Genomic DNA, 17515 nt, shown 5'->3' with positions numbered 1-17515 from the left:
CACGGAATGAAACGGCGTCCGGGGCGTTGGTAGGATCAGAGCAACAGAACGTGCTCCGGGGTCGGTGAGAATCCGAACCGGCGGTGACAGTCCGCGAGCCCACGGCATCCGAGAGGATTCCGCGGGTTGATCCGGTGGAATTCCGGGACCGACGGTGATGCGACGAGAGTCGCGAGTCCGGATGGGAGGCAGCACGGGCGACGCCGTTCACGGCTTCGCCGCGCGAGCCGCGCCCCGGGACCCGTCCGTTCGATGGACTGGAGAGGGACGACCGATGGCCGGCGCGCCGCGCGAGAGCGAGATCGTGGATGCCGCGATGCTCCGCGCCCTCGAGCTCGCCCGCCGCGGGCCGCGCGGTCTGAACCCGCAGGTCGGCGCCGTGCTGCTGGCGGCGGACGGCAAGACCCTCGCGGAGGGCTGGCACCGCGGCGCGGGGACACCGCACGCCGAGGTCGACGCGCTCACGCGTCTCGCGGCGGAGCCGGGGCCGGATGCGGCGCGCGGCGCGACCGCGGTCGTCACCCTCGAGCCGTGCAACCACACCGGCCGCACGGGCCCGTGCGCCCAGGCGCTCATCGACGCGGGCGTCGCGCGCGTCCTGTACGCGATCGACGACCCGGGCCGCCTCTCCGGCGGCGGCGCGGAGCACCTCCGCGACGCCGGCGTCGCCGTCGTGCCGGGAGTCCGCGCCGACGAGGCCGCCGCGCTCCTCGACTCGTGGCTCACCGTCCAGCGCCTCGGCCGCCCGCACGTGACCCTGAAGTGGGCGCAGTCGCTCGACGGACGCGCCGCGGCATCCGACGGCACCAGCCAGTGGATCACCGGACCCGCCGCCCGCGCCGACGTGCACCGCCGCCGGGCGGATGCCGACGCGATCATCGTCGGGTCGGGCACGCTCCTCGCCGACGACCCGGCGCTCACCGCACGCCGGGAGGACGGCTCGCTGTACGACCACCAGCCGCGGCCGGTGGTCGTCGGCACGCGCGCCGTGCCGCAGGAGGCGCAGGTGCGCCGGCATCCCCTCCCCCTCATGCAGGACGAGGGCGACGACCTCGCCGACCTCCTGGACCGACTCCGTGAGCTCGGCGTGCAGCGCGTGTTCGTCGAGGGCGGGCCGACGCTCGCCTCGTCGTTCGTACGCGCGGGGCTCGTCGACGAGGTGCTCGCCTACATCGCGCCGACACTCCTCGGCGGCGACCGCCTCGCCCTCGGAGACCTCGGTGTGCGCTCGATCGACGGGAAGCTGCGGCTCGAGGTCGCGAGCGTCGAGCGGTTGGGGGATGACCTGTTGATCGTCGCGCGTGGTCTCGATACACCCGCGCTGCGCGCGGCCACTCGACCAGCGCAGGGAAAGGACTGACATGTTCACCGGAATCATCGAAGAGCGCGGCGAGGTCACCGCGGTCGAGCCCGCCGGCGACGGCGTGCGGCTGACCGTCCGCGGGCCGCTGGCCGTGTCGGATGCCGCGCAGGGCGACTCGATCGCCGTCAGCGGCGTCTGCCTCACCGTCGTCGACCAGGGCGAGGACTGGTTCACCGCCGACGTCATGCGTCAGACGCTCGACGTCACGAGCCTCGCGGGCGTCGCCCCCGGCCTCGCCGTGAACCTCGAGCGCGCCCTCGCGGCGCACACGCGGCTCGGCGGCCACATCGTCCAGGGCCACGTCGACGGCACCGGCACCGTCCTCGAGGTGCGCCCCGGGGCGCAGTGGCAGGTCGTGCGCGTCTCGCTCCCCCGCGACCTCGCCCCCCTCGTCGTCGACAAGGGGTCGATCACCGTCGACGGCGTCTCGCTCACCGTCAGCGCCATCTCGCCGGCGGGCGCCTCCGACCCCTGGTTCGAGGTCTCCCTCATCCCCGAGACGCTCGCCGTCACGACGCTCGGCCTCCGCACCCCCGGCGACCGGGTCAACCTCGAGACCGACATCCTGGCGCGGCACGTGCGGCGCCTCCTCGCCTTCAGCACACCGCCGACCGGCACACCGCCGACCACCTCGGCACCGAACGACACCGAAGGAGGCTCACGATGAGCCTTTCCCCCATCCCCGACGCCCTCGACGCGCTCCGCGCGGGGCGCCCCGTCATCGTCGCCGACGATGAGAACCGCGAGAACGAGGGCGACATCATCCTGTCGGCCGAGCTCGCCACCCCTGAGTGGCTCGCCTGGACGATCCGCTGGTCGAGCGGGTTCCTGTGCGCCCCCATGCCCGCCGAGTGGGCCGATCGGCTCGATCTGCCGCCCATGGTCGCGGTCAACGAGGACTCCCGCGGAACGGCGTACACCGTGAGTGTGGATGCCGCCGATCGCGTGTCCACCGGCATCAGCGCCGCTGACCGCGCGCACACGCTCAACGTGCTCGCCGACCCGGCATCCACCCCTTCCTCCGTCATCCGGCCCGGTCACGTGCTGCCGTTGCGCGCCGTCGACGGCGGTGTCCGCGAGCGCGCGGGCCACACCGAGGCGGGCGTCGAGCTCATGAAGCTCGCGGGCCTTCAGCCCGTCGCCGCGATCGGCGAGGTCGTCGCCGAAGACGGCTCGATGATGCGTCTGCCGGGCCTGCTGGAAATGGGCGAGCGCGAAGGCATCCCGGTCATCACCATCGAGCAGATCATCGCGCACCTCGAGGGCATCGCCCCCGAGGCGGCGTCGGAGCCGCACGCCCCGCGCCGCCGGGTGAGCCTTCGCGCCGAGGCACAGGTGCCGACGACGCACGGGCCGTTCCGTTTCCTCGCCTACAAGGATCGCCTGACCGGCACCGATCACCTCGCCGTCGTGTCGGGCGATCTCACTGAAGACGCACCGCTCGTCCGCGTGCACTCCGAGTGCCTGACCGGTGAGGCGTTCGGCTCGCTCAAGTGCGAGTGCGGGCCGCAGCTCGATGCCGCGCTCGACGCGATCCAGCGGGATGGCGGCGTCGTCGTCTACATGCGGGGGCACGAGGGTCGCGGCATCGGTCTCATCAACAAGCTCCGGGCCTACAGCCTGCAAGAGCGCGGTCTCGACACGGTCGACGCGAACCTCGCGCTCGGGCTTCCCGCCGACGCCCGCGACTACGCGGCGGCCGCCGGCATCCTCGCCGACCTCGGCGTCGAGCGGGTGCGTCTGCTCACGAACAACTCCGACAAGGTGAACCAGCTGCGCGCGCTCGGCCTCGACATCGTCGAGCAGGTGCCGCTGCTGGTCGGCGTCGGCCCCAACAACCACCAGTACCTGGAGACCAAGCGCGACCGGATGGGCCACATTATCGGCGCCGACGAGCTCGAACAAGCCCTCGCACAGGGGTCGGCGCACGTCGGCGCGCGGGGCACGGAGGAGAACGCATGAGCGGGCACGGAGCACCCCGGACCGCACCCGTGGATGCCGCGGGCCTGCGCGTCGTCGTCGTCGCGGGCCAGTGGCACGACGTCATCACCGATGGGCTGATCGCCGGGGCGCAGCGCACGCTCGACGCGTCCGGCGCGTCGTGGTCGCTCGTCCGTGTGCCCGGCTCGTTCGAGCTCCCGGTCGCCGCGAAGGCCGCCCTCGATGCCGGGGCCGATGCCGTCGTCGCGCTCGGCGTCATCATCCGCGGCGGAACGCCGCACTTCGAATTCGTCTCGTCGGCGGCGACCGACGGACTCACCCGCGTGGCGCTGGATGCCGGCAAGCCCGTCGGCTTCGGGGTGCTGACCCTCGACGACGAGCAGCAGGGCCTCGACCGGGCAGGCCTGCCGGGGTCGAAGGAGGACAAGGGCGCCGAGGCCGCGGAGGCGGCCCTGCGCACCGCGCTGCTGCTGCGGGAGCTGCGCGCCTGAGGCATCTGCGCGCGTGAGGCAGGAGTGTTTCGCCTCCTCGTCGCGCTCGTCACTCACCGACCGGCGTCCGACGCCTTCAGGTAGGCTGGGGGTATGGAGATCCTGCGGCACGTCGTCGTCCTCGTCCACCTGACCGGTTTCGCAATCCTCTTCGGCGCGTGGGTCGTCGAGGCTTTCGGGCAGCGCCGGTTCACACGCCTGATGACGTCGGGAATGGTGATCGCCGCCGTCGCCGGCCTCGCCCTCGCCGCGCCGTGGGGCATCTCGTACGACCTCAACTACACGAAGCTCGGCGTGAAGCTCGTCATCCTGTTGATCATCGGCGCGCTCCTCGGCATCGGCACGGCCCGCCAGCGGAAGACCGGCTCGGTTCCCGCAGGCATGTTCTGGGCCGTCGGCATCCTCACCTTCCTGAACGCCGCACTCGCCGTCCTCTGGCGCTGAGCCTCACCGCCCACACGCGCACGGGCACCGCCGGCCTCTGGCCCGCGGTGCCCGTGCCGTTTCGGCGGGCGTAGGATCGTATCTCGGACGCCGCGACCCTGCCGGCGCCCACGGTGCCCCCATCGTCGCGCGCCCGCCGCACCACCCCTGCCACGGACGCCGCCACCGGTGCGTCCCACAAGGACCTTCTGCTTTCTTCTGACAGGTCCCTTCCCGCATGTCTTCTTCCCCCTACGCCCCGGCCGACGCCTCCGGCGCGTCGGCGGCCCCCGCCGCCCCCACGAACCCGCGCTCGCGGGTCATCACCGCGAGCCTCGTCGGCACGACGATCGAGTTCTACGACTTCTACGTCTACGCGACGGCCGCCGTCCTCGTCTTCCCGTTCCTCTTCTTCCCGACCGGCAACGAGACGACCGCCCTTCTGGCGTCCTTCGGCGTCTTCGGCGCGGCCATGGTCGCCCGTCCCATCGGCGCGATCATCTTCGGCCACTTCGGCGACCGGTTCGGCCGCAAGGCGACGCTCGTCGGATCGCTCCTCACCATGGGTATCGCGACGTTCCTCATCGGATGCCTGCCCACCTACCAGAACATCGGATGGTGGGCGGCGCTGCTCCTTCTCGTCCTCCGTCTGTGCCAGGGCTTCGCGCTCGGCGGCGAGTGGTCGGGTGCGGCGCTGGTCGCGACCGAGAACGCCCCGAAGGGCAAGCGCGCCTGGTACGGCACGTTCCCGCAGCTGGGCGCCCCGATCGGCTTCATCATCGCGAACACGGTCTTCCTCGTGATCTACTTCGCGCTCCCGCACCCCGACGGCCCCGCCCAGCGCTCCGAGGCCTTCCTCGCCTGGGGATGGCGCGTGCCGTTCCTGTTCTCGGCCGTCATGGTCATCATCGGCCTGTGGGTGCGCCTCAAGCTCGTGGAGTCGTCGTCGTTCGACAAGGCGGAGAAGACCGGCGCGATCCGCAAGTTCCCCCTCGGCGTCGTCATCCGCCACCACTGGAAGGAGCTGATCCTCGGCACCTTCATCATGCTGGCGACCTACGTGCTCTTCTACCTGATGACGAGCTTCACCCTCGCGTACGGCACGAAGCCCACGACCGAGGGTGCAGCAGCGGCGGCGGAGTCGGCCGGCACGGCCTTCGACCCCTCGACCTACGTGCCGGGTCTCGGGTTCGGGTACACCGACTTCGTCATCATGCAGATCATCGGTGTCGTCTTCTTCGGCATCTTCACGCTGCTCTCCGGGCCGGTCGCCGACACGATCGGCCGCCGTCGCCTGCTGTTGTGGGTGACGGGCGGCATCGGCGTGTTCGGTCTGATGTTCACGGTGTTCCTGCAGCCGCAGCTCGACCCGAAGTTCACGGGCGCGCTCGTGCAGGCCTTCCTCGTGTTCGGCTTCATGCTCATGGGGTCGACGTTCGGACCGATGGGCGCGCTCCTGCCGGAGCTCTTCCCGACGAACGTCCGCTACACCGGCTCGGCGATCTCCTACAACGTGTCGTCGATCCTCGGTGCGGCGCTCGCCCCGATCGTCGCGACGGCGCTGTGGGCCGCGGCCGGCGGATCGCCGTGGCTCGTGGGCGTGTACCTGAGCGGCTCGGCCGTCCTGACCTTCGTCGCCCTGTGGCTTTCGAAGGAGACCAAGGACACCGACTACGACACCAACATCGGCGTCGGTGCGACCGGGTCGCTCTGACGCCAGACGGACACGGCGGATGCCGCGGGGCTTGGGCTCCGCGGCATCCGCCGTTTCGCATCACCTCTTGAGTTCGCCCGGGCAACGCAGGATAATGTGGTCAGACCATAGGTCTCCACGCAAAATCCTATAAAGAGAACCCCACAAAGCACAGGTGCACTCATGCGCAAGCTCGTCGTCTGCGGCGTCGATGGAAACTTCGGCGCCATCGCTGCGGACACCCTCCTCGATCTGGTCCCCGTCGAGCGCGTGCGCGTGACCGCGCCCACCGCCGAGGGCACGGCACGCTATCGCGAGGCCGGAGTCGAGACGGCGATCACCAACTTCAACGATCCCGACGGGCTCGCCGCCGCCTTCGAAGGCGCGGAGAAGGTGCTGGTCATCTCCATGCCCTTCGTCGGCCCCAAGCGCCGCGCCGCCCACAAGAACGCCGTCGACGCGTGCATCGCGGCCGGCGTCTCGCAGATCGTGTACACCTCGCTCGTGAACGCGACAGACCCGACGAACCCCAGCATCGAGAAGATCGACCACGCGTGGACGGAGGCGTACGTCCAGGCATCCGGCATCGACTACGTGTTCCTGCGCAACTCGCAGTACGCCGAGGCGATGATCACGGCGTACTTCACCTCCCTCCCCCAGGGGGAGATGGCCAACAACGCCGGCGACGGCCGCATGTCGTTCATCTCTCGGCGCGACTGCGCGGCGGCCGCGGCGTACGCTCTGGCCAATCGGTTCCTGCACACCGAGGTCGTCAATGTCAACGGCGCCGAATCGCTCACGATGGCCGACTTCGCAGCGATCGGCAACGAGGTCACCGGCGGCGCACTGACCTACCGTGCGATCACCGACGAGGAGAACTACGCGGTCTTCGACGCGATGGGCGTTCCCCGCACCACCGACGGCGACTTCCAGGAGGGCTCGTCGGCGCCGTTCTCCTCGGAGGGCATGGTCACCTTCGGCCAGGCGATCCGCGAGGACAAGATGGCGGTGCACACCGACGACTTCCGTGCACTCACCGGTCGACGCCCCATCACGGTGAGGGACATGTTCGCGATGAGCGACGAGTTCCAGGTCGGGGCACGCCACTCGGTCGACGCCTGAGCGCGCCAGCGGCTGCGCGCTCAGACCCTATGAGGGTGGGGTTCTGATGGTCTTGTAGGCCCAGGGCCTCACGGTGCAGATTCGTGGATCATCCCGTGAGTGGCTCGGGATGCCGACATGCAGCGGAGGCCCTGGTGTTCAACGAGCGTACGGCGATTGGTTTGGATGTGCACGCGCGGAGCGTGCGGGCGGCGGCGATCGACTCGTCGACGGGTGAGGTGATCGAGGCACGATTGCCCGCGGCGACGATGGAGGTCGTGGCGTGGGTGGCGCAGGTCGCGGCCCGGCTGGGGCCGGTGCATGCCGCGTATGAGGCCGGGCCGACGGGGTTCGGGCTTGCTCGGAAGCTCGACGCGGCCGGGGTGGCGGTGACGGTCGCGGCGCCGTCGAAGATCATCCGACCTGCCGGGGATCGGGTCAAGACCGACGCGCGTGACGCGGTGTTGCTGGCCCGGCTGTTGAAGATGGACGAGCTGGTCGCAGTCCGGGTGCCGACCGAATCGGAGGAGTCGGCCCGGGATCTGGTGCGGGCGCGTGATGATGCCCGGGTCGAGCTGATGGCGGCCCGGCATCGTCTGTCGAAGCTGCTGCTGCGCCGAGGGATCGTCTATGCCGGAACCAACACCTGGAGCCGAGACCACGACCGCTGGTTGCGCGCAGCACGACGAGACGGGCTCGACAATGCCGCGGACGAAGAAGCGCCGCCGAGCAGCCGGCCCGGCGGCGCTTCACCCTGCCCACTTGACAGAAAGCCCTACATATCAGTCGAGGAACAGGGCGCGCAGCCGCTTGGTCGTGAACACCAGGCCGACCGCGATCATCACGACGTAGTACAGCACGTGCCACAGCATGCCGACGCTCAGGATACCGGTCGTGAGACCCCGGATGAGTTCGACCCCGTGCCACAGCGGCAGCGCCATGACGATGTGCTGCACCCACTCGGGGTACACGGTGATCGGGTAGAACGTCGCCGAGAAGAGGAACATCGGCAGGAGGACGAAGTTGATCCAATCCATCTGCTGGAACGTCTTCATATAGCTCGTGACCGCCATGCCGAGGCTCGCGAACCCGAAGGCGATGAGGACGACCGCCGGCAGCGCCAGGATCGCGGTCGGCGCGAGGTTGAGCCCGAGAATCTGCATGATGATCATGAAGCCGGTCGCGTAGGCGAGGCCGCGCAAGAGCGCGTAGAGGATCTCGCCGAGGGCGACATCGAGCGGCCCGAGCGAGGTCGCGAGCATGCCCTCGTAGAGCTTGCCGTAGTTGAGCTTGAAGAAGACGTTCCACGTCGAGTCGTAGATCGCGCCGTTCATGGCCGAGACCGCGAGCAGCGCGGGGGCGATGAACGCGGCGTAGGAGACGTCGACGCCCTGCGCCGTCTGCACGTCGCCGACGAGCGCGCCGAGCCCGATGCCCATCGAAGCCAGATAGAACACCGGCTCGAAGAAGCCCGACAGCACGACCGCCCAGCTCGAGGAGCGCGCGGCGATGAGTCCGCGCTGCACGACGGCGCCGGGGTTCCCAGCCCACAGCGCCCGCACCCCGCCGCGGCGGGCGGTGGCCGTCGCGTCGCCGGCGACCGCGGTCATTTCGCGAGCCTTTCGACGAAGTTCCGCCGCGCCCAGATGTACCCCGCGACGCACAGCAGCAGCAGGTAGCCGACGTGGACGGCGACCATCCCCGGCGCGATCGCCGAATGGTAGGTCGCGAGGCGTCCGAGTTCGGCGCCGTGCCAGAGCGGCGAGATCCAGCCGATCCACTGCAGCCACACCGGGAGGGTGTCGAGCGGGTAGAAGGTGCCGGAGAAGAGGAACATCGGCATGAAGATGAAGCGCTGCACGAGCGCGAACTGCCCCTTGTCGTCCTGGATGGACGCGGCGTAGGCCATGAGCGGGATGCCGAAGGCGAGCCCCGCGAACACGCCCGCGAAGATCGCGAGCCAGCCCGTCTCGGGGTGGGGCACGGCGCCGAAGGGCAGCAGCCACACGATGAGGTAGTACGCGGCCGAGGCGACCACCATGCGCGCGGAGGCCGCGATGATCACGCCGTTCGCGATCTGCGGGCTCGACAGCGGCGACGCGTTGAACCCGTAGAAGTACCGCCGCCACTTGAACCCGGCCATGACGGGGTAGGTCATCTCCTCGCTCGCCACCGAGATCGTCGCGGTCGCGAGGAGCGCCGGCGCCACGAACATGAGGTAGGTGACCTCCTGCCCGTGGTCGACGATCGGCACGGTGATGAGCGCCGCGAGACCGACGGCGAGACCGAGGAGGTAGAGGATCGGCTGCCCGACGGCGCCGACGATGATCGTCCACCCGTACGCGCGCATCGCGCGCACCATGTGCTCGGTGACGTACCAGGTGCCGAAGCGGCGGGGCTTGCGCGCCCATTCCGTCGCCTCGGCGCGGAGCTCGTCGAGGGTCGGGTGCGCGGCGGTGGCGGGCGAGGTCATTCGATCAGCGACCTTCCCGTGAGACGCAGGAACACGTCTTCGAGCGAGGAGCGCCGCACGAGGCTCGTGAGGGGCTGCATCCCGGCATCCGTCACGCGCTGCAGCGACGCCTCGCCGTCGGACGTGTACAGGAGGATGCGGTCGGGGAGCACCTCGACGCGGTCGGCGAACCCCTCGACCTCCGCGGCGACGGCCGCATTCTTGTCGGAGCCGAAGCGGAGCTCGAGCACCTCACGGCTGGAGTGCTCGCGGATGAGGGATGCCGGAGTTCCCTCAGCCATGATGCGGCCCTTGTCGACGACGATGAGGCGATCGCAGAGCTGCTCGGCCTCGTCCATGTAGTGGGTCGTGAGGACGAGGGTCGTGCCGCGCTCTTTGAGACGGAACAGGCGGTCCCACAGGACGTGCCGCGCCTGGGGGTCGAGGCCGGTCGTCGGCTCGTCGAGGAGCAGGATGCGCGGGTCGTTGATGAGGCCGCGCGCGATCGTGAGGCGCCGCTTCATGCCGCCGGAGAGCTGGTCGACCTTGTTCTTCGCCTTGTCTTCGAGCTGCGCGAACGCAAGGAGCTCGTCGGCCTTCTCGGAGCACACCTTGCCGGGCAGACCGAAGTAGCGCCCGTAGATGTAGAGGTTCTCGCGCGCGTTGAGCTCGCCGTCGAGGTTGTCCTGCTGCGGCACGACGCCCAGGCGCGAGCGGATCTCCGGGCCGTACGCATCGGGGTCGAGGCCGAGGATCGACAGCTCGCCGGCCGTGCGGGTCGAGACTGCACCGATCATTTTCATGGTCGTCGACTTGCCCGCGCCATTCGGCCCGAGCAGGCCGAACGACTCCCCCGGTGCGACGTCGAAATCGAGGCCGTCGACGGCGACGAAGTCGGGCTTGCCCTTGCTCTTGTACGTCTTGACGAGGCTTCGGGCGCGGATCACGGGTTCTGGCACCGTTCCACCGTAGCGGCGACCGCCGACGCGCACGCCTCGCGGCCCGGGGACGGGCAGGATGGTGGTGACGAGAGGAATCCCATGCCCGAGAACGCTGCGAGCACGGTGCTGGTGATCGGCGAGGCCCTGATGGACATCACCGAAGGGCCGAGCGGCGTCGTAGAGACACCAGGCGGCGGGCCCGCCAACATCGCGCTCGGGCTCGGGCGCCGCGGCATTCCGGTCGCGCTCCTCACGAGCCTCGGGCACGACGAGCGCGGCGACATCATCGCCGCGCATCTGGCGGGATCGGGTGTGCGCGTGCTTCCGGCATCCTTCCGCCCCGGCGCGACCTCGACCGCGCGCGCGACGCTCGACGAGACAGGCGCCGCCACGTACGCGTTCGACATCGACTGGGCGCTCCTCGACGATGCCCTCGACGAGCATCCCGCCGTCGTGCACACCGGGTCGCTCGCCGCATTCCTCGCTCCCGGCGCTGACAGCGTGCAGACGATCCTGCGCGCGCATCCGGATGCCGTCGTCACGTTCGACCCCAATATCCGGCCCGACCTCGTGGGTCCCGCCGATGACGCCCGGGCGACCTTCGAGGCGATCGCGCGCCGCGCGTGGGTCGTGAAGCTCAGCGATGAAGACGCCGCGTATCTGTACCCCGGCCTCTCCGTGGCCGAGGTCACCGACGTGATCCTCGCCCTCGGACCGGAGCTCGTCGCCGTCACCCTCGGGGGCGAGGGAGCCGTGCTCGCGACGGCGCGCGACCGAGCAACGGTGCCGGCGCCGCGAGTCGACGTCGTCGACACGATCGGGGCGGGCGACACCTTCATGGCCTCGCTGCTGGCCGAACCCGTCATCCGGGCACGGGTGCCGCTGACCCGTCAAGACCTCGCCGCGATCGGCGCCCGCGCCGTCGCCGCCGCCGCGATCACGGTGAGCCGCGCCGGCGCCGACCTCCCCTGGTCCCACGAACTCGACGCCTGACCCGCCCCGCCCCTCCCACTCCCCCTCCCCTCCGCGCCTCGCCCTCCGGCCCTCCGCTCCCCCCTCCGCCTCCCGCCGCCTCTCCGCGAGACCGCCTCCGCCTCTCCGCCGCCGACCCTCCGCGAGACCGCGTGTTCTCGACGAGACCCGCCGATACGAACGCGGGTCTCGTCGAGAAAGGGCGGTCTCGCGGGAAAGGGGGCGCGGGGGCCGGGGCGAGGGGGCGCGGCGGGGCCGGGGCGAGGCGGCGCCGCGGGGCCGGCGCGCGGCGCGGCGGGGCGCGGCGCGCGGCGCGGCGGGAAGGGGTAGGAGCGGAAGGGGGGCGTGATCAGGGACTGCACATGAAAACGGGACCAAGATAGAAGGATCCCGTTCCCGAACCCGATGATCTCGACACGCCGCAGCCTCGCCGCGGCACTCGATCACCGAGGCTGACGCCCCGGAAGGTCACATGTCCTCCAGCCCCACCCGCTCCCGCCGCCCGCGCTCCCGGAAGGACGGCGGTCCGCGCGCGAGCCTCCGCCAACTCCTCCCGTTCGTCTTCGAGCACAAGGGCGTGCTGGTCGCCGTCGCGATCCTCAGCGTCTTCGCCGCCGCGGCCACCCTCGCCCAGCCGGTCGTCGTCGGTCAGGTGATCGAGCGGGTGCAGTCCGGCGGAACCCTCGGAACGCTCATCTGGGTGCTCGTCGCCCTCGTCATCGCCGGGTCGATCATCAGCGGTGTCCAACACTTCCTGCTGCAGCGCACAGGCACGGCGGTCGTCTATTCGAGCCGTCGCCGCCTCATCGCGCAACTGCTCCGCCTGCCCGTTCAGGAGTACGACGCGCGCCGCACAGGCGACCTCGTCTCGCGCGTCGGCACCGACACGACGCTCCTCTACGCCGTGCTGACGCAGGGCCTCGCCGACTCGATCGGCAACGCGCTCATCTTCGTCGGCGCGATCATCGCGATGCTCGTGATAGACCCGGTCCTCCTCCTGCTCATCCTCGTCGTCGTGGGCGCGTCGGTCGCCCTGGTCGGCGCTCTCAGCGCGCGCATCCGCCGCGCGACCGCCGCACAGCAGGAGAAGGTCGGCGAGCTCGCCTCCGGCGTCGAGCGCGCGATCGGGTCGATCCGCACGATCCGTGCGTCGGGAGCCACCGCCCGCGAAGAGACCGACATCGCACGGACGGCGCGGGGCGCGTACGACGCCGGCGTGCAGGTGGCGAAGGCATCCGCCCTCATCGTCCCGATCGCGGGGATCGCGCTGCAGCTGTCGCTGCTCGTCGTCCTCGGCGTCGGCGGGTTCCGGGTCGCCTCGGGGGCGATCACGATCGCGCAGCTCGTGACGTTCGTGATGTTCCTCTTCTTCCTCATCCAGCCGCTCGGGTCGTTCTTCGGCGCGATCACCTCCGTCAACCAGGCGCTCGGCGCGCTGGGACGCATCCAGGAGGTGCTCGACCTGCCGACCGAGACCGCCCGCGACGCCGAGATCGCCGCCCGTGTCGACGACGCCCGCCAGGCGCTGCCCGCCGAGGACCTCACCGGCCCGATCCAGACGGTCGACGACCTCCTCGCGTCGCGGAACCCGAACGCGATCGAGTTCCGCGACGTCCACTTCCGCTACCCCGCGGCCGTGGTCGCCGCTCGCCGCACCGCCGCCGAAGAGGTGCAGAAGACGCTCGCCGACGTGCACGCGGACGCGCTCGATGTGACGGATGCCGAGGGCGAAGTGCTCCGCGGTGTCTCGTTCGCCGTGCCGCGCGGCGCGCGCGTCGCGATCGTCGGCCCGTCCGGCGCGGGCAAGTCGACGACCCTCGCGCTCGTGGAGCGGTTCTACGACCCGGATGCCGGAGCCGTGCTCCTCGACGGGACGGACGTCCGCAGGATCGACCGCGCGCGCCTGCGCGCCCAGCTCGGGTACGTCGAGCAGGACGCCCCGACCCTCGCCGGCACGATCGGCGACAACCTGCGGCTCTCTTCGCCCGAGGCATCCGACGCCGCCTGCGAGCGGGTGCTCCGCGCCGTCAACCTCGGCGAAGTCCTGGAACGCTCGCCGTTCGGCCTCGACGCCCCCGTCGGCGAGGCGGGCGTGATGCTCTCGGGCGGCGAGCGTCAGCGTCTCGCGATCGCGCGGGCCCTGCTCGCCGCGCCCCCGATCCTGCTCCTCGACGAATCGACGTCGTCGCTCGACGGGCTCAACGAGCAGCGGATGCGCGAAGCGATCGACGCCGTCGCGGCGGGGCGCACACTCGTCGTCATCGCCCACCGGCTCTCGACCGTCGTCGACAGCGACCTGATCGTCGTCCTCGACCACGGCGAGGTCGTCGGGCAGGGGACGCACGCCGAACTCGTCGAGACCGTGCCGCTCTACCGCGACCTCGCCCGGCACCAGCTGCTCGTCTGAGCGCCGCCGCGACTGGCCACGTCTGGGCCGGTCTGGCCGCGAGACACCGCGTATGCACCGAGACACCGGCTTTGCACCGGTGTCTCGGTGCAAAGCCGGTGTCTCGCCGTCAGGGACGGCGCCGCGGCGGCTCAGGCCTGCTGGGCGACCTTCAGCCGGTAGCGGAGCGCCGCGAGTTCGGCGTAGAGGGCCGCGGGCACCTTGCCGTCGAACGTGCGGTAGAACTCCTCGGTGAGATCGGCCTCCTGCAACCAGAGCGCGGGGTCGATCTCGAACAGCGCGTCGAGGTCTTCCTGCGGCACGTCGATGCCGTCGAGGTTCAGGTCGCTCGTTTCCGGCAGACGCCCGATGGGGCTGTCGACGGCCGGGACCTTGCCCTCGATGCGACGGATGATCCAGTCGATCACGCGCGAGTTGTCGCCGAAGCCGGGCCAGAGGAACTTGCCGCCCTCACCCTTGCGGAACCAGTTGACCTGGAAGACGCGCGGCGCGCGGTCGAAGCGCAGCTTCTGCCCGACCTTCAGCCAATGGCCGAAGTAGTCGGCCATGTTGTAGCCGCAGAAGGGGAGCATCGCGAAGGGGTCGCGGCGGAGCTCCCCGACGGTGCCCTCGGCGGCGGCCGTGCGCTCGGACGAGATGTTCGAGCCGAGGAAGACGCCGTGCGTCCAGTCGGTCGCCTCGACCACGAGCGGCACGTTGGTCGCGCGGCGTCCGCCGAAGAGGATGCCGTCGAGCGGAACACCCTGGGGCGCGTCCCAGTCCGCGGCGATCTGCGGGCACTGCCCGGCGCTCACGGTGAAGCGCGAGTTGGGGTGCGCCGCGGGGCGACCGGATGCCGGAGTCCACGGGTTCCCCTCCCAGTCGGTGAGCTCGGCGGGGATGTCGTCGGTCAGACCCTCCCACCAGACGTCGCCGTCGGGGCGGAGCGCGACGTTCGTGAAGATCGTGTTGCCCCACAGCGTCTCGACCGCGGTGACGTTGGTCGACTCGCCGGTGCCGGGCGCGACGCCGAAGAAGCCGGCCTCGGGGTTGATCGCCCAGAGGCGACCGTCCTCGCCCGGGCGCAGCCACGCGATGTCGTCGCCGAGGGTCTCGACGCGCCAGCCAGGGATCGTCGGACGAAGCATCGCGAGGTTCGTCTTGCCGCACGCCGACGGGAACGCCGCCGCGAGGTGGTACGCCTTGCCCTCGGGGGAGATGACGCGGATGAGGAGCATGTGCTCGGCGAGCCACCCCTCGTCGCGGCCGATGACCGAGGCGATGCGCAGAGCGAAGCACTTCTTCGCGAGGATCGCGTTGCCGCCGTAACCCGAGCCGTACGACCACACCTCGAGGGTCTCGGGGTAGTGGACGATGTACTTCTCGTCGTTGCAGGGCCACGCGGCATCCTTCTCACCGGACTGCAGCGGCGCGCCGACGGTGTGCACGGTCTTCACCCACGGCTTGCCGGCGGCGATCTGCTCGAGCACCTCGGTGCCGACGCGGGTCATGATGCCGATGGAGGTGACGGCGTACGCCGAGTCGGTGACCTGCACGCCGATGTGCGAGAGCGGCCCGCCGACGGCGCCCATCGAGAACGGCACGACGTACATCGTGCGTCCGCGCATCGCGCCGTCGAACAGGGGCTGCAGCGTTGCGCGCATCTCCGCCGGGTTCACCCAGTTGTTGGTGGGACCGGCGTCCTCTTCGCGCTCCGAGGCGATGAAGGTGCGCGCCTCGGTACGCGCGACGTCGCTCGGGTGCGAGCGGGCGAGGTAGGAGCCGGGGCGCCACTCGGGGTTGAGCTTGATGAGCTTGCCCTCTTCGACCTGCTCGCGCAGCAGCGCCTCGTTCTCGGCGCGCGAGCCGTCGACCCAGTGCACGCGGTCGGGCTTCATGAGCGCGGTCATCTCGTCGACCCACGCGTACAGTTCGGCGAGCCCCTCGCCCTCGAGCGACGGCCGTGCGCCGAAGGCGCGGTACGCCGCGGCCGGGGCGGACGTCGCGGCAGCGACGCCGGTCGCGGTGGGGCGGGTGAAGATGTCGGCGATGGCCATGTCGGCTCCTTTGACGGTGGAGTGGGTGACGGTGGAGTGTGTGACGGTGGAGTGCGGCGGGTTCGGGTTCCACTCTGCGGGGTTTTCCGGCGCCCTTTCCGCCCGAATGCGCAGCAAGAAACGTGATTCTTTCGCTATCATCAAGGAATGCCCGCCTCCGCCCTCGAACTCTCGACCCTCGGCCACCGCATCCGCCATCACCGCGTCGAACGCGGGTACACGCTCGACGAGCTCGGCGCGATCGTCGGGGTCGCCGGCAGCCAGCTCAGCCTCATCGAGAACGGCAAGCGCGAGCCCAAGCTCTCCCTCCTCCAGGCGATCGCGCACGCGACCGGCACCGACGTCACCGACCTCCTCTCCCCCGAGCCGCCCAACCGACGCGCCGCCCTCGAACTCGATCTCGAGCGCGCGCAGACCTCCCCGGTGTTCCGACGGCTCGGCATCCCTGCCGTGCGCGTGACCAAGACCACCTCCGACGAGACGATCGAGGCGGTGCTGGGGCTGCACCGCGAGCTGCACCGGCGCGAGCGCGAAGCCATCGCCACGCCCGAAGAGGCCCGCCGCGCCAACACCGAGCTGCGCCTGCGCATGCAGGAGAAGAACAACTATCTGCCCGAGATCGAACAGCTCGCCGAACGCCAGCTCAAGGCCGCGGGGCATACCGGCGGCGCCCTCACCCACCGGACGGTCAGCATCATGGCGGAACGTCTCGGCTTCGAGCTGCTCTACGTCGATGATCTGCCCCACTCGGCGAGGTCGGTCACCGACCTGGAGAACGGCCGCATCTACCTGCCGCCGGCCTCGATCCCCGGCGGCCACGGCCTGCGATCGATGGCGCTGCAGGCGATGGCGCACCGCCTGCTCGGGCACACGCCGCCCACCGACTACGCCGACTTCCTCGAGCAGCGCCTCGAGATCAACTACTTCGCCGCGTGCTGTCTGCTCCCCGAAACGGCCGCCGTCTCCTTCCTCGCCCAGGCGAAGAAGGAGCGCGACCTCGCCGTCGAAGACTTCCGCGACGCGTTCGGCGTCACCCACGAAGCCGCCGCGATGCGCATGACGAACCTGCTGACCGAGCACCTCGGCATCCGTCTGCACTTCCTCCGCGTCGACGGCGCGGGCGCCATCAACCGCGTCTACGAGAACGACGACCTGCCGCTGCCGATGGACGTCACCGGTTCGGTCGAAGGCCAGATCGTGTGCCGCAAGTTCGCCGCGCGCTCGGCCTTCGGCGAGCAGAACCGCACCGTCGAGCACTACCAGTACACCGACACCCCGGCGGGCACGTTCTGGTGTTCGAGCCAGACCGGCAAGACCGGAGACGGCGAGTTCTCGATCACGGTGGGGGTGCCGTTCGACGATGCGCGCTTCTTCCGGGGGCGCGAGACGCACAAGCGCGCCACGTCGACCTGCCCCGACGAGTCGTGCTGCCGCAGGCCGGATGCCGATCTGACGGCACGCTGGGACGGAAAGGCGTGGCCGAGCGCCCGCGTGCACATGCAGATGTTCTCGCCGCTGCCGCGCGGCGCGTTCCCCGGCGTCGACGACGGCGAGGTCTACACGTTCCTCGACCGCCACGCGAACGGCTGAAGAAACGATCCCCCCGCCGGGCGTCGGAGGACGAGCGGCCGCGCACGTGAACAGCTGATCGGGGGCTGATCGGGGGCGCCGCGCCGATTTGAGCGCCCGGCGACC

14 protein-coding genes, 1 pseudogene and 1 riboswitch are annotated in these 17515 nt (G+C 70.6%); of the genes and pseudogenes, 11 read left to right on the top strand and 4 right to left on the bottom strand.

From position 1 onward, the window contains the following. Nucleotides 1-47: 47 nt before the first annotated feature. Nucleotides 48-198, top strand: a riboswitch (FMN riboswitch). A gap of 76 nt (nucleotides 199-274) precedes the next feature. The 8 genes and pseudogenes from ribD to AC3ENQ_RS04695 all read left to right on the top strand — a co-directional run. Further along, nucleotides 275-1360 carry a bifunctional diaminohydroxyphosphoribosylaminopyrimidine deaminase/5-amino-6-(5-phosphoribosylamino)uracil reductase RibD gene (gene ribD / locus AC3ENQ_RS04730; protein WP_431802186.1) on the top strand — a complete coding sequence of 362 codons (1086 nt, stop codon included), beginning with the start codon at nucleotides 275-277 and terminating at the stop codon, nucleotides 1358-1360. A gap of 1 nt (nucleotide 1361) precedes the next feature. Next, a complete protein-coding gene (locus AC3ENQ_RS04725; RefSeq protein WP_431802184.1) occupies nucleotides 1362-2030 on the top strand; it encodes a riboflavin synthase in 669 nt (222 codons plus the stop codon). Beyond that, nucleotides 2027-3325, top strand: coding sequence for a GTP cyclohydrolase II (gene ribA / locus AC3ENQ_RS04720; protein ID WP_431802183.1), 1299 nt, complete (start codon nucleotides 2027-2029; stop codon nucleotides 3323-3325). The genes AC3ENQ_RS04725 and ribA overlap by 4 nt, the downstream gene beginning before the upstream one ends. Beyond that, nucleotides 3322-3795, top strand: a complete 474-nt coding sequence (gene ribH, locus AC3ENQ_RS04715) for a 6,7-dimethyl-8-ribityllumazine synthase (RefSeq protein WP_431802181.1) — start codon at nucleotides 3322-3324, stop codon at nucleotides 3793-3795. The genes ribA and ribH overlap by 4 nt, the downstream gene beginning before the upstream one ends. Nucleotides 3796-3888: 93 nt before the next feature. Further along, a complete protein-coding gene (locus AC3ENQ_RS04710; RefSeq protein WP_431802179.1) occupies nucleotides 3889-4239 on the top strand; it encodes a Fe-S protein in 351 nt (116 codons plus the stop codon). A 217-nt stretch (nucleotides 4240-4456) separates the two neighbouring features. After that, the gene (locus AC3ENQ_RS04705; RefSeq protein ID WP_431802177.1) at nucleotides 4457-5932 is read left to right on the top strand and encodes an MFS transporter; all 1476 of its coding nucleotides are present in this window, start codon (nucleotides 4457-4459) and stop codon (nucleotides 5930-5932) included. A 162-nt stretch (nucleotides 5933-6094) separates the two neighbouring features. Further along, the gene (locus AC3ENQ_RS04700; RefSeq protein ID WP_431802175.1) at nucleotides 6095-7033 is read left to right on the top strand and encodes an NAD(P)H-binding protein; all 939 of its coding nucleotides are present in this window, start codon (nucleotides 6095-6097) and stop codon (nucleotides 7031-7033) included. An 83-nt stretch (nucleotides 7034-7116) separates the two neighbouring features. Beyond that, nucleotides 7117-7614: pseudogene (locus AC3ENQ_RS04695) on the top strand (IS110 family transposase); the annotation flags it as partial. A 180-nt stretch (nucleotides 7615-7794) separates the two neighbouring features. Here the strand turns inward: AC3ENQ_RS04695 and AC3ENQ_RS04690 are convergent. Genes AC3ENQ_RS04690 through AC3ENQ_RS04680 form a run of 3 tightly spaced genes read right to left on the bottom strand, consistent with a single transcriptional unit; the run spans nucleotide 7795 to nucleotide 10423 of the window. Then, nucleotides 7795-8622, bottom strand: a complete 828-nt coding sequence (locus AC3ENQ_RS04690; RefSeq protein WP_431802173.1) for an ABC transporter permease — start codon at nucleotides 8620-8622, stop codon at nucleotides 7795-7797. Continuing rightward, complete coding sequence (locus AC3ENQ_RS04685; protein WP_431802171.1) at nucleotides 8619-9485, bottom strand: ABC transporter permease; 867 nt, start codon at nucleotides 9483-9485, stop codon at nucleotides 8619-8621. The genes AC3ENQ_RS04690 and AC3ENQ_RS04685 overlap by 4 nt, the downstream gene beginning before the upstream one ends. Next, entirely contained in the window at nucleotides 9482-10423 is a 942-nt protein-coding gene (locus tag AC3ENQ_RS04680; protein WP_431802169.1) for an ABC transporter ATP-binding protein, read from the bottom strand. The genes AC3ENQ_RS04685 and AC3ENQ_RS04680 overlap by 4 nt, the downstream gene beginning before the upstream one ends. A gap of 81 nt (nucleotides 10424-10504) precedes the next feature. Between AC3ENQ_RS04680 and AC3ENQ_RS04675 the strand changes: the two genes are divergently transcribed. Together AC3ENQ_RS04675 and AC3ENQ_RS04670 are read left to right on the top strand one after the other, a co-directional pair. Further along, a complete protein-coding gene (locus tag AC3ENQ_RS04675; RefSeq protein ID WP_431802167.1) occupies nucleotides 10505-11398 on the top strand; it encodes a PfkB family carbohydrate kinase in 894 nt (297 codons plus the stop codon). A 451-nt stretch (nucleotides 11399-11849) separates the two neighbouring features. Then, nucleotides 11850-13784 (top strand): ABC transporter ATP-binding protein, encoded by a 1935-nt coding sequence (locus AC3ENQ_RS04670; RefSeq protein WP_431802165.1) that lies wholly within the window; start codon nucleotides 11850-11852, stop codon nucleotides 13782-13784. A gap of 131 nt (nucleotides 13785-13915) precedes the next feature. Here AC3ENQ_RS04670 and AC3ENQ_RS04665 read toward each other — a convergent pair whose 3' ends face one another. Further along, nucleotides 13916-15820: a phosphoenolpyruvate carboxykinase (GTP) gene (locus AC3ENQ_RS04665; protein ID WP_431802163.1), complete on the bottom strand. Its 1905-nt coding sequence runs from the start codon at nucleotides 15818-15820 to the stop codon at nucleotides 13916-13918. A 147-nt stretch (nucleotides 15821-15967) separates the two neighbouring features. Here AC3ENQ_RS04665 and AC3ENQ_RS04660 point away from each other — a divergent pair, with 147 nt between their 5' ends. Further along, nucleotides 15968-17410 carry a helix-turn-helix domain-containing protein gene (locus AC3ENQ_RS04660; protein WP_431802161.1) on the top strand — a complete coding sequence of 481 codons (1443 nt, stop codon included), beginning with the start codon at nucleotides 15968-15970 and terminating at the stop codon, nucleotides 17408-17410. Nucleotides 17411-17515: the final 105 nt, after the last annotated feature.

Source organism: Microbacterium sp. bgisy203, assembly GCF_057706945.1.
The sequence above is the reverse complement of the archived record's forward strand: the minus strand, read 5'-3'. Positions and strand labels throughout refer to the sequence as shown.

What these genes read in the sequence shown, in the direction of transcription:
- AC3ENQ_RS04665 (WP_431802163.1), bottom strand. Translation starts at nt 15,820, where the DNA reads ATGGCCATCGCCGACATCTTCACCCGCCCCACCGCGACCGGCGTCGCT.
- AC3ENQ_RS04725 (WP_431802184.1), top strand. Translation starts at nt 1,362, where the DNA reads ATGTTCACCGGAATCATCGAAGAGCGCGGCGAGGTCACCGCGGTCGAG.
- AC3ENQ_RS04710 (WP_431802179.1), top strand. Translation starts at nt 3,889, where the DNA reads ATGGAGATCCTGCGGCACGTCGTCGTCCTCGTCCACCTGACCGGTTTC.
- ribD (WP_431802186.1), top strand. Translation starts at nt 275, where the DNA reads ATGGCCGGCGCGCCGCGCGAGAGCGAGATCGTGGATGCCGCGATGCTC.
- AC3ENQ_RS04690 (WP_431802173.1), bottom strand. Translation starts at nt 8,622, where the DNA reads ATGACCGCGGTCGCCGGCGACGCGACGGCCACCGCCCGCCGCGGCGGG.
- AC3ENQ_RS04685 (WP_431802171.1), bottom strand. Translation starts at nt 9,485, where the DNA reads ATGACCTCGCCCGCCACCGCCGCGCACCCGACCCTCGACGAGCTCCGC.
- AC3ENQ_RS04675 (WP_431802167.1), top strand. Translation starts at nt 10,505, where the DNA reads ATGCCCGAGAACGCTGCGAGCACGGTGCTGGTGATCGGCGAGGCCCTG.
- AC3ENQ_RS04660 (WP_431802161.1), top strand. Translation starts at nt 15,968, where the DNA reads ATGCCCGCCTCCGCCCTCGAACTCTCGACCCTCGGCCACCGCATCCGC.
- AC3ENQ_RS04700 (WP_431802175.1), top strand. Translation starts at nt 6,095, where the DNA reads ATGCGCAAGCTCGTCGTCTGCGGCGTCGATGGAAACTTCGGCGCCATC.
- AC3ENQ_RS04705 (WP_431802177.1), top strand. Translation starts at nt 4,457, where the DNA reads ATGTCTTCTTCCCCCTACGCCCCGGCCGACGCCTCCGGCGCGTCGGCG.
- AC3ENQ_RS04670 (WP_431802165.1), top strand. Translation starts at nt 11,850, where the DNA reads ATGTCCTCCAGCCCCACCCGCTCCCGCCGCCCGCGCTCCCGGAAGGAC.
- ribA (WP_431802183.1), top strand. Translation starts at nt 2,027, where the DNA reads ATGAGCCTTTCCCCCATCCCCGACGCCCTCGACGCGCTCCGCGCGGGG.
- ribH (WP_431802181.1), top strand. Translation starts at nt 3,322, where the DNA reads ATGAGCGGGCACGGAGCACCCCGGACCGCACCCGTGGATGCCGCGGGC.